Source organism: Kitasatospora nipponensis, from assembly GCF_039528135.1.
Classification (GTDB): Bacteria; Actinomycetota; Actinomycetes; order Streptomycetales; family Streptomycetaceae; genus Kitasatospora; species Kitasatospora nipponensis.
Window position 1 is genome coordinate 49,129 of record NZ_BAAALF010000030.1, and the last position, 8,616, is coordinate 57,744.

The following is an 8,616-nucleotide window of genomic DNA, read 5'->3' on the forward strand; positions in this document are numbered from 1 at the left end:
CCGCCCCCCGCCCGCGGAGGGGGCGCCGCGACCCGAAGCAGCGTCAGGCGACGCGGACCGGACGCGGAGCGTCAGACCGAGAGCACCTGGCCGGGCAGGATCAGGTTGGCGTCGGCGCCGATGACCTGCGCGTTGTTCTTGTACAGGGTCTTCCAGTCGATGCCCTTGGCGGCGGCGATGTCGCTCAGGGTGTCACCGCTCTTGACGGTGTAGCTGCCACCCTTGCCGGCCGGCTTCTGGGCCGGCTTCGGGGCGGGCTTGGCAGCCGGCTTCGCGTCCTGCGCGGCGGCCTGCGGGGCGGCGGCCTGCGGGGCGCTCTTCGGCGCGGCCTTCGGGGCGGCCGGCTGCGCGGCCTTCGGCTGCGGGGCCGGGGCGGCGGTGCTCTTGCCGGTCGACGGCGCGGAGGTGTCCACGACGGCCGGGGCGCCGCCCTTGGTCAGGCCGGCCTTCACCGAGCAGACGGGCCAGGCGCCGGGGCCCTGGTCGGCCAGCACCTTCTCGGCGACGGCGATCTGCTGCGCCTTGGTGGCCTGGTTGGCCTGCGGCGCGTACTGGGTGCCGCCGTAGGCCGCCCAGGTGGAGGAGGTGAACTGCAGGCCGCCGTAGAAGCCGTTGCCGGTGTTGATGCTCCAGTTGCCGGTGCTCTCGCACTGGGCGACGGCGTCCCAGGTCGCGGTGGACGCGGCGGAGGCCGTGGTGGCCGTGACGAGGCCCGCCACCGGGAGGGCGGCGACGGCGCCACCCAGGACGGCCAGCCGCACGCGCTTGCGGCGCGAGGCGGTGGCAGCGGTGGTGGCAGCGGCGTTCTCGTTACGGAAAGACATGGATTCCCTCTCGACAGCCCCGGGCGGGCAGGCGGAACCAGAGCCCGTGAGGGCCCTCTCCGCTCGCCTCGTCCTTGGGCGGCCGAGTACGTGTCCGACGTACTGCGCCGCCCCGGCCACTCCGCCACACACCGCCGACCTGTACGAGCCGTTCGAGCGGTGGGCACCTGCTGTGCGCTGGGGGTGAGCCCGGGTGGTGCTCGTTGCACCGGGGATGAAGCTAGGTGCCCGAGCTGTCCCGAATCAACCGGTTCCGGGTCCACCCAGGTCAGCTGGGCGTTACCCGCGGTAACGATCAAGCAAAGCAAGGCCTGATGTCCGCTTTACTACCATTTGCGAAGACCAAACATCACGCAAGTGTGACCCCGGTCTCATTTCCCACCCTGTGAGGCTGCGCACATCATCGACAGATTGTGACCACGCGTCTACCAGGTGCAGTCAGCAGGGCGTCAAATCGCGTCACTCCGCACCACCACCCGTGACTCGGACCACAGCAGGCCGTTGGTAATGGCGCGCGGGCCCGCCCGCGCGGTCCCCGCAACAACCCGAGGAGTCTTCGTGCCGCGCATGCTCGATGTCAGCGACGAGGTCCGAGCCGAGATCGGCGACGACGAAGCCGACCGTCTGCTCGGCGGGGCCCATGCCCCTGATACCTACGACTGCACCTCCTGCCGAACACCGGGCAACTCCCTCCAGGAGCTGACCAGCACCGTTCTCTTCGTCGGCGACGAGACCGCGGTGCTGGCCTTCGCCCATCTGCGCTGCATCCCCTCCCAGGTGGTGCCGGTCTCGGAGGAACAGCTGCTCGGCGCGGTCCGCAGCATCAGCCAGGCCCAGGGCAGCGGCCAGCCGACCCAGGCGGGCGGCGCGAACTACCTGGGACGGCCGGACCCGGCGGCGGCCCCCGCGGGCGGCCCGGGAGGCGTCGACTACGGCCGGGCGCCGGGCCGGAGCCAGGGCCAGCCGGGCCCCGGCCAGTTCCTCGCCACCGCGCCCGAGCCGGCCTTCGCCGAACCGGCCTTCGCCGAACCGCGCTCGGCCGAGCCCGCCTACCCGGCACCCGCCCTCTCCGAGCCGGCGTTCCCCGAGCCCGCCGCCCCCGCCGAGCCCGCGGCGCCGGTGCCCGCGTCGGCGCCGGGCGAGCCCGCCGTCCTCGGCATCACCTGCGGCCTGGTGCTGTGCGGGGACACCGGGCACGCCGCGCTGGTGGTCGAACCGACCGGGCCGGTCGGCCGGCCGGGCCGGCTCACCGGCGAGGACGAGTTCCTGCCGCTCCTCGCCGACCACGGGTTCTTCCCCATCACGGACGTGGACCAGCCGCCCGCCCAACTGGCCGGCTGGTCGGTGCTGATGGCGATGGGCCGGCTGCACGCGATCCTGCAGCCCTCGGCGGTCGGCAGCATGGCCTGGTGGCAGGCGCACCAGCCGCTGCTGGTCACCGAGGCGTGGCGGGCGGCGGCGGCCCGGCAGGCCGAGGTGATCTTGTACGCCGCGCCGGCCGGGACGATCGGGCGCCAGCCGCGCGAGGACCTGCTGCGCCGGGCGCTCGACCGGGCCGCCGCGCGCGGCCTGCTGGTGGCCGCCACCCTCCCGCTGGCCGGCACCTGAGCCCACCCGGCAACCCCGGCGCCCCGGCACCCCGAAACCCCCGCAGCCACCCCCACACCGCTAGCCGTACGGGCCGCCTCCCGCCACTGCCGGAGGCGGCCCGTACGGCGCGCGGGGCCGGGCAGGCTCCGGCCCCGCCGGACGCCGCCCGCATCCCCGACCGCCCTCGCTCGTTGGGCCCTACGTGTACAGCTACGACGTGACCTCAGCCTTCCGTCAGAACGCGGCCACCCGAGGGATCCCGGCAATGAGGCCGTCGTACGACGGGGAGCATCCGACCGCCCCCACCCCGACGCCGATCTACGACGAGCTGTACTCGGAGTACCGACGCCTCTTCCGGGCCCTGCCGGGCGACCGCGCCGGCGAGGAGGACCTGCGCTTCACCGGCTTCGCGGTCCGCGAGCGGCCGTACGCCGGCCTGCTGGAGGAGTACCGCGACGCGTACGGGAACCGGCCGGGCTACGGACCGGGCCTGGGCGGCGACTACTTCGCCGTCCGCGGCGCGCTCACCCAGCACCAGGCACTCCCCGGCCAGCCGGGCCAGCCCGGCCAACCGGCGGGGCCGGCGGGCGCGCCCGGGACCGCCGGCACGACCGGCGCCGCGCAGTTCGTCCCGGCGCAGCAGCAGGTCCCGCACCAGCCGTACCCGGCGCCGCACGGCGGCCAGCAGGAGCAGACCCAACTCCTGCACCCCCAGGCCCCCGCCCACCAGCAGCCCGCGCAGAACCAGCAGCAGAACCCGCCGCAGGGCCAGCACCACACCCAGCAGCAGCCGCACCAGAACCAGCACCAGGCCGCCCACCAGCAGCCCCAGGCCCACCCCCAACATCAGCAGGCGTCCGTTCCGCACGGCTCGATCCCGCCGCCCAGCACCGGCCAGGGCTGGGTGGCCACCGGCTACCTCGCGCCCCCGGCGGTCCCCGCCCCCACCGCGGCCCCGGTGGTCCCCGCCCCCGCGGGCGCCGCGCCGGGCCGGCACCGCAACAACCTGCTGTCACTCCCCCCGGGCCGCGGCTGACCCCGGCCACTCCCGCGCCCGCACACCGGACCGCCCCCGGACCGCCCCCGGGCCGCCCATCGGACGCACGACGGCCCGGCAGCCAAAGGCTGCCGGGCCGTCCCCGTCCTGCTACGTCCTGCTCCTGCACCTACTTCTTGCGGCGCTTCTCCCGCACCCGGACCGAGATCGAGATCGGCGTCCCGACGAAGCCGAACTCCTCGCGCAGCCGGCGCTCGACGAAGCGCCGGTAGCCCGCCTCCAGGAAGCCCGAGGCGAAGAGCACGAAGCGCGGCGGCCGGATGCCGGCCTGGGTCCCGAACAGGATGCGCGGCTGCTTGCCACCGCGGATCGGGTGCGGGTGGGCGGCGACCAGCTCGCCGAGGAAGGCGTTCAGCCGGGCGGTGGGGATGCGCGTCTCCCAGCCGGCCAGCGCGGTCTCGATGGCCGGGACCAGCTTCTCCATGTGACGGCCGGTCAGCGCCGACACGTTCACCCGGGGCGCCCACTGCACCTGGACGAGATCCTTCTCGATCTCGCGCTCCAGGTAGTAGCGGCGCTCCTCGTCCATCTGGTCCCACTTGTTGTAGGCGACCACGACGGCGCGACCGGCCTCGACGGCCATCGAGATGATCCGGGTGTCCTGCTCGGCCAGCGTCTCGCTGGCGTCGATCAGGACGACCGCGACCTCGGCCTTCTCCAGCGCGGCGGAGGTGCGCAGCGAGGCGTAGAAGTCGGCGCCGGCGGTCAGGTGGACCCGGCGACGGATACCGGCGGTGTCGACGAACTTCCAGGTCTTGCCGCCCAGTTCGATCAGCTCGTCGACCGGGTCACGGGTGGTGCCGGCGATCTCGTTGACGACCACCCGCTCCTCGCCGGCCACCTTGTTGAGCAGGCTCGACTTGCCGACGTTCGGCCGGCCGATCAGCGCGACGCGGCGCGGGCCGCCGGGGGCCACGCCGAAGGTCTGCGGCGGCGCCTCGGGCAGGGCGTCCATCACGGCGTCCAGCAGGTCGCCGGAGCCACGGCCGTGCAGGGCGGAGACGGGGTAGGGCTCGCCCAGGCCCAGCGACCAGAGGTAGGCGGCCTCGGCCTCGGTGGACTGGCCGTCGACCTTGTTGGCGCAGAGCACGACCGGCTTGCCGGCCTTACGGATGATCTTGATCAGCGCCTCGTCGGTGTCCGTGGCGCCGACGGTGGCGTCGACCACGAAGAGCACCGCGTCCGAGGTCTCGATGCCGAGCTCGGCCTGGGCGGCGACCATGGCGTCGATGCCGAGGACGTCGATCTCCCAGCCGCCGGTGTCGACCAGCTTGAAGCGCCGGCCGTTCCAGGTGGCCTCGTAGGTGACCCGGTCACGGGTCACTCCGGGCTTGTCCTCGACGACCGCCTCGCGGCGACCGATGATGCGGTTGACCAGGGTCGACTTGCCGACATTGGGGCGGCCGACGACGGCCAGCACCGGCAGCGGGGCGTGCCCGGCGCCGTCACCGTCGAGCTCCTCGCCGTCGAGGCCCTCCTCGGCGGCCAGCGCCATGAACTCGGCGTAGTCGGTGGCGTCCAGCTCGCCGTGCTCGGCGAGGGGTTCGTTGCTCATCTGTCTCTGTCCGTTTCCCGGCGCACCCGTGATCGGGCACGCCGTGCGTACCTGCCCGGACGCTGGGCGCCGGGCAGCGCGAAAAAGTGGTTCCAGCGAAAAGTCGGGGCCCGACGCGGGCCCGGCACGGGCCGGGCGAACGGTCGGGCGGCACAGCGGTCGGGCGGCGTAGCGGTCGGGCGAGGTGGCGGTGGGGCGAGGTGGCGGTCGGGCCACGTAGCCGTCAGGCGAGGATCGGTGGGTCGGGGAACGGTCAGGCGGCCGCCGCGGCGGCGGACCGCCGCTCCACCAGCTCCACGATGGTGTCGACGACCTGCTCGAGCGTCAGGTCGCTGGTGTCCACCAGGACGGCGTCCGCCGCCTGGCTGAGCGGCGCGGTGGCCCGCGAGGAGTCGGCCGCGTCGCGACGGACCAGGTCGGCGGCCATCGCCGCGATGGTGGCCTCGTCCACGCCCTTGGCCCGCAGCTCGGCCGCCCGCCGCTCGGCGCGAGCCGCCTCGGAGGCGGTCAGGAAGACCTTCGCCGTGGCACCGGGGAAGACCACGGTGCCCATGTCCCGGCCCTCGGCGACGATCCCGCGCTGCGCCACCTCGGCGCAGCCGCGCTGCAGCTCCACCAGCCGGGTGCGCACCTGCGGGACGGCGGCCACCGCGCTGACCTTGGCGGTCACCTCGGGGCCGCGGATCGGCACGGCGACGTCCTGGCCGTCGACCGTGATGGTCGGGCCGTCGGCGTCCGTGCCGGAGACGATCACGGGCTTGGCGCAGGCGATGGCGACCGCGTCGGTGTCGTCCACGTCCACGTCGTTGGCCAGCATCCACCAGGTCATCGCCCGGTACATGGCGCCGGTGTCCAGGAAGCTCAGGCCCAGCCGGGCCGCCACCGCGCGGGAGACGGTCGACTTGCCGGAGCCGGAGGGTCCGTCGATGGCGACGACGACCGGGGCGTGCGCGCGCAGGGCGTGCGCTCGGTCGGCAGTGTCCACGGGGGAACCTCTCTTCTTGACACCCGGGGGAGATACCTCAAGGTTAGACGACCGGCGGCACCCGCCCTCCCGCGCTGCGCGCGGCCCGACCGGCCCCCACCTCCCGGGGCTCCTCCCGCTCCTGGTCGGTCCCGGTCAGTCCCGGACGTTCCAGCCCCGCGCACGCAGCGTCACCACGAGCTCGTGGACGGCGGACGGCGCCACCGAGAGCTGCACCAGGCCCACCCGCTGGCCGGCCGAGTGGTCGATCGCCACGTCCTCGATGTTGACCCCGGCCCGGGCCACCTCGCCGAAGAGCCGGCCCAGCTCGCCGGGCTGGTCGCCGATGGCCACCACGACCGTCTCGTACCGGGTGGGCGGGGCGCCGTGCTTGCCGGGGATCCGGGCCTGGCCGTGGTTCCCGCGCCGCATCACGGCCTCGATGCCCGCCACGCCGGCCTGCCGGGCCGCCTCGTCACCGTCCTGCAGCGAGCGCAGCGCGGCCACCGTGGTGCTCAGGTCGGCGGCGAGCTCGTCCAGGATGTCGGCGACCACGCCCGCGTTGGCGGAGAGGATGTCCAGCCACATCCGGGCGTCGGAGGCGGCGATCCGGGTGACGTCGCGCACGCCCTGGCCGGCGAGGCGCACGGACGTCTCGTCGGCGTGCTCCAGGCGGGCGGCGACCAGCGAGGAGAGCAGCTGCGGGGTGTGCGAGACCAGCGCCACGGCGCGGTCGTGCGCGGCGGCGTCCATCACCACCGGCATGGCGCCGCAGAGCGCGACCAGCTCCAGGGCGGCGTTCAGGGTGTCGGTGCTGGTGTCGGGGGTCGGGGTGAGCACCCAGGGGCGGCCCTCGAAGAGGTCGGCCCGGGCGGCCAGCGGGCCGGACTGCTCGCGGCCGGCCATCGGGTGCCCGCCGATGTAGTGCACGGTGTCGCAGCCGAGCGCGGCGACCTCGGCCCGCGGGCCGGACTTCACGCTCGCCACGTCGGTGTAGCAGCGGGCCAAGCCGCGCCGCTGGCAGTCGGCCAGCACCTTGCCGACCAGGGCCGGCGGGACGGCGACGATCGCCAGGTCGACCGGCTCCTCGGGCTCCTCGACCGTGCCGGCGCCGAGCGCGGCGGCCGTGCGGGCGGCGTCCGGGTCGGCGTCCTCCAGGTAGACCGTTATCCCCCGGCCGGTCAGCGCGAGCGCGGCGGAGGTGCCGATCAGTCCGGTGCCGACAACGGCTGCGGTGCGCATGGCGGTGATCACTCCTGCGGTCCGGGGAACGTACGGGACCCACATCCTCCCGCACCCCCACCCGCCGCACCGCGCCGCCCCACCGGTTGTCGCCCGCCCCGCCCCGGCCGTCCGCACACCCCCCAGCCACCCGCCGTCCCGGCCCGCCGGACCGGCCGCCGCGCGGCCAGCGAAAACCCGGGACACTGTCACCGCCGCAGGGCAGACTGGGCCACCGACAGCAGGTCCGGGCCGGCGAAAGGGGCGGATTTCCGTGACACTCCCAGCAGCAGACATCCCGTCACCTCCCGACTGGCCCTCGGTGCTGGACTCCGTGGTGGTGCACGCCTCGGGCGCGGTCTGCCGCCGCCTGGCCCACGGCCCGCTCCCCGCGCCCATGCCCGCCACCACCGCCACCGCCACCGCCACCGCCACCAGCGGGCCGGGCCCGGTCGCCGTCCGGATCCGCCTCACCGGCCTGCCGCGCTCGCTGGACCCCTCCTCACTGCGGGCCTCGCTGCCCGACGCGCCGCCCGGCTGGCGGGTCACCGAGGTCCGCCCCACCACCGAGGCGCTGGTGCGCACCCCGGCGGAGCTGCCCGAGCTGCGGCGCGAGCTGGCCGAGGCCGAGGACCGGCTCGAGGCGCTGGACCGGCGCGAGGAGCTGCTGTCCACACGCCGTGCCACCACCTCCGCCCTGAAGGCCGTCCGGCCGCCGCAGCCGGAGGACGCCCCGCTGCGGCCCGCCCCGGTCGACGCCGTGCTCGCGCTCGCCGACTTCGTCGAGGACCGGCTCGAGGAGCTGCATGGCAGGCTCGACGAGGTCCGGCGACAGCGCGAGGAGGCCGAGCACACGCGCGACCTGCTCCAGGAACGCCTGCGACGGACCTCCGACGCCTCGCCGGCGGCCCCCGTCGAGACGTCCGCGGTCGCGCTGGTCACCCTCACCCACGACGCCGGCCCCGCCGTCACTCCGGAGACCACCGACGCCCCCACCGGCCACCCGCTCACCATCGAGCTGGAGTACCGCGTCCCCGCCGCCCGCTGGGTGCCCGCCTACCAGTTGGAGTACCGCCAGGGTCAGGACCACGGGCGTCTGGTGCTGCGCGCGGCGGTCGCCCAGCGCACCGGCGAGGACTGGACCGGCGTGCGCCTGGGGCTCTCCACCGCCGACCTGCACCGGCCCGCCGAGCTGCCGGCGCTGCGCTCGATCCGGATCGGCCGGCGCCAGCCGGCCCCGCCCCCGTCGGGCTGGCGCGAGCCCCCGGCCGGACTGAGCGGCCTCTTCACCGGTTACGACAGCGCCGGAGCACCACCGGCGCCGTCCCCCCGCCCGCGCGCGGCCGCGCCCTACGCCGACAACCGCCGCACCGGATCGTTCCTGCTCATCGATCCCGTCGACGGC

General features: G+C 75.2%; 7 protein-coding genes. 3 read left to right on the forward strand and 4 right to left on the reverse strand.

Translation table 11 applies throughout. The annotated features are described in order from the left end of the window. Positions 1 to 71: 71 nt before the first annotated feature. Positions 72 to 824 carry a transglycosylase family protein gene (locus ABD323_RS11735; protein ID WP_344441291.1) on the reverse strand — a complete coding sequence of 251 codons (753 nt, stop codon included), beginning with the start codon at positions 822 to 824 and terminating at the stop codon, positions 72 to 74. 558 nt (positions 825 to 1,382) lie between these two features. Between ABD323_RS11735 and ABD323_RS11740 the strand changes: the two genes are divergently transcribed. Then, positions 1,383 to 2,432 (forward strand): hypothetical protein, encoded by a 1,050-nt coding sequence (locus ABD323_RS11740; RefSeq protein WP_344441292.1) that lies wholly within the window; start codon positions 1,383 to 1,385, stop codon positions 2,430 to 2,432. Between the two features lie 247 nt (positions 2,433 to 2,679). Next, complete coding sequence (locus ABD323_RS11745) at positions 2,680 to 3,450, forward strand: hypothetical protein (protein WP_344441293.1); 771 nt, start codon at positions 2,680 to 2,682, stop codon at positions 3,448 to 3,450. A gap of 130 nt (positions 3,451 to 3,580) precedes the next feature. On the opposite strand, the gene der is transcribed toward ABD323_RS11745, so the two are convergent. From der to ABD323_RS11760, 3 genes are all read right to left on the reverse strand, one after another. Beyond that, positions 3,581 to 5,026 (reverse strand): ribosome biogenesis GTPase Der, encoded by a 1,446-nt coding sequence (gene der / locus ABD323_RS11750; protein WP_344441294.1) that lies wholly within the window; start codon positions 5,024 to 5,026, stop codon positions 3,581 to 3,583. Positions 5,027 to 5,279: 253 nt separating this feature from the next. After that, positions 5,280 to 6,011 (reverse strand): (d)CMP kinase, encoded by a 732-nt coding sequence (gene cmk / locus ABD323_RS11755; protein ID WP_344441296.1) that lies wholly within the window; start codon positions 6,009 to 6,011, stop codon positions 5,280 to 5,282. A gap of 135 nt (positions 6,012 to 6,146) precedes the next feature. Beyond that, the gene (locus ABD323_RS11760) at positions 6,147 to 7,232 is read right to left on the reverse strand and encodes a prephenate dehydrogenase (RefSeq protein WP_344441297.1); all 1,086 of its coding nucleotides are present in this window, start codon (positions 7,230 to 7,232) and stop codon (positions 6,147 to 6,149) included. Positions 7,233 to 7,485: 253 nt separating this feature from the next. Between ABD323_RS11760 and ABD323_RS11765 the strand changes: the two genes are divergently transcribed. Further along, positions 7,486 to 8,616, forward strand: a 1,131-nt coding sequence (locus tag ABD323_RS11765; protein WP_344441298.1) for a DUF4139 domain-containing protein, incomplete at its 3' end; no start/stop codon positions are given.

Coding starts and splice junctions, on each gene's coding strand:
- ABD323_RS11735 (WP_344441291.1), bottom strand. CDS start 824: ATGTCTTTCCGTAACGAGAACGCCGCTGCCACCACCGCTGCCACCGCC.
- ABD323_RS11760 (WP_344441297.1), bottom strand. CDS start 7,232: ATGCGCACCGCAGCCGTTGTCGGCACCGGACTGATCGGCACCTCCGCC.
- der (WP_344441294.1), bottom strand. CDS start 5,026: ATGAGCAACGAACCCCTCGCCGAGCACGGCGAGCTGGACGCCACCGAC.
- ABD323_RS11745 (WP_344441293.1), top strand. CDS start 2,680: ATGAGGCCGTCGTACGACGGGGAGCATCCGACCGCCCCCACCCCGACG.